1 protein-coding gene is annotated in these 850 nt (G+C 41.3%); it reads right to left on the bottom strand.

Going from position 1 to position 850, the window contains the following annotated elements:
- Positions 1 to 9: 9 nt before the first annotated feature.
- Positions 10 to 850, bottom strand: an 841-nt coding sequence (locus tag I6F48_RS21200; protein ID WP_197120248.1) for an IS3 family transposase, incomplete at its 5' end; no start/stop codon positions are given.

Here is an 850-nt window from a genome sequence, read left to right as displayed (position 1 = left end):
TTGTAGTGGTCAATAAAATTTGGCCACAGTTTTAGAATCTTGATATCTAACCTCAGATTCATTTGGCGCTAAACCGGCATTATAATGATGCGGCCTAACGTTGTTGTAATATCCGTTGATATAATCACTAACGCTATATTTAGCATCTATAAAATTTCCATATCCAACCTTTGGCATCCATTCCGTTTTAAAGCTTCTAAAAAATCGCTCCATTGGTGCATTATCCCAACAGTTTCCACGCCTACTCATACTTTGTTTGATTTTATAGCGCCATAAACGTTGGCGATATTTTAAACTTGTATAATGACTACCCTGGTCTGAATGAAACATCAGTCCTGTCGGTTTTCCTCTGCTTTCATACGCGAGTTCAAGCGCTTTTAGCGTTAAATTAGTATCTGGCGACAACGACATGGCCCAGCCAACTACTTTACGTGCAAATAAATCAATAACAACGGCTAAATAAGCCCAGCGATTACCTACCCAAATATACGTCACATCACCGCACCATACGGTATCTGGCTCAACAACATCAAATTGTCTATCAAGCAGGTTTGGAATTTCAAGGTGTTCATTACCGCCGCGTTTATATGAATGTTGAGGTACTTGGCAGCTTTCAAGCTTTAATTTAACCATTAGCTTAGCAGCACGATAACGACTCAATTCAAAATCATTGTTCGTTGCTATTGCCGCGATTGTCCGCGCCCCAGCTGAGCCACCGCTCATTGCATGTATTGCTTTAACTTCAGCCTCTAGCCTTACTTGCTCTGACGTCGGCGTTGTATCCCGTATAGCCCAATATTTATAGCTGCTACGATGCACATTGAATACGTTACACAGCACGCTAATTGGG

This window comes from Pseudoalteromonas sp. SWYJ118, from assembly GCF_015864505.1.
In the GTDB taxonomy this organism is placed as follows: Bacteria; Pseudomonadota; Gammaproteobacteria; order Enterobacterales; family Alteromonadaceae; genus Pseudoalteromonas; species Pseudoalteromonas arctica.
This window is presented reverse-complemented; position numbering and strand designations above follow the sequence as displayed.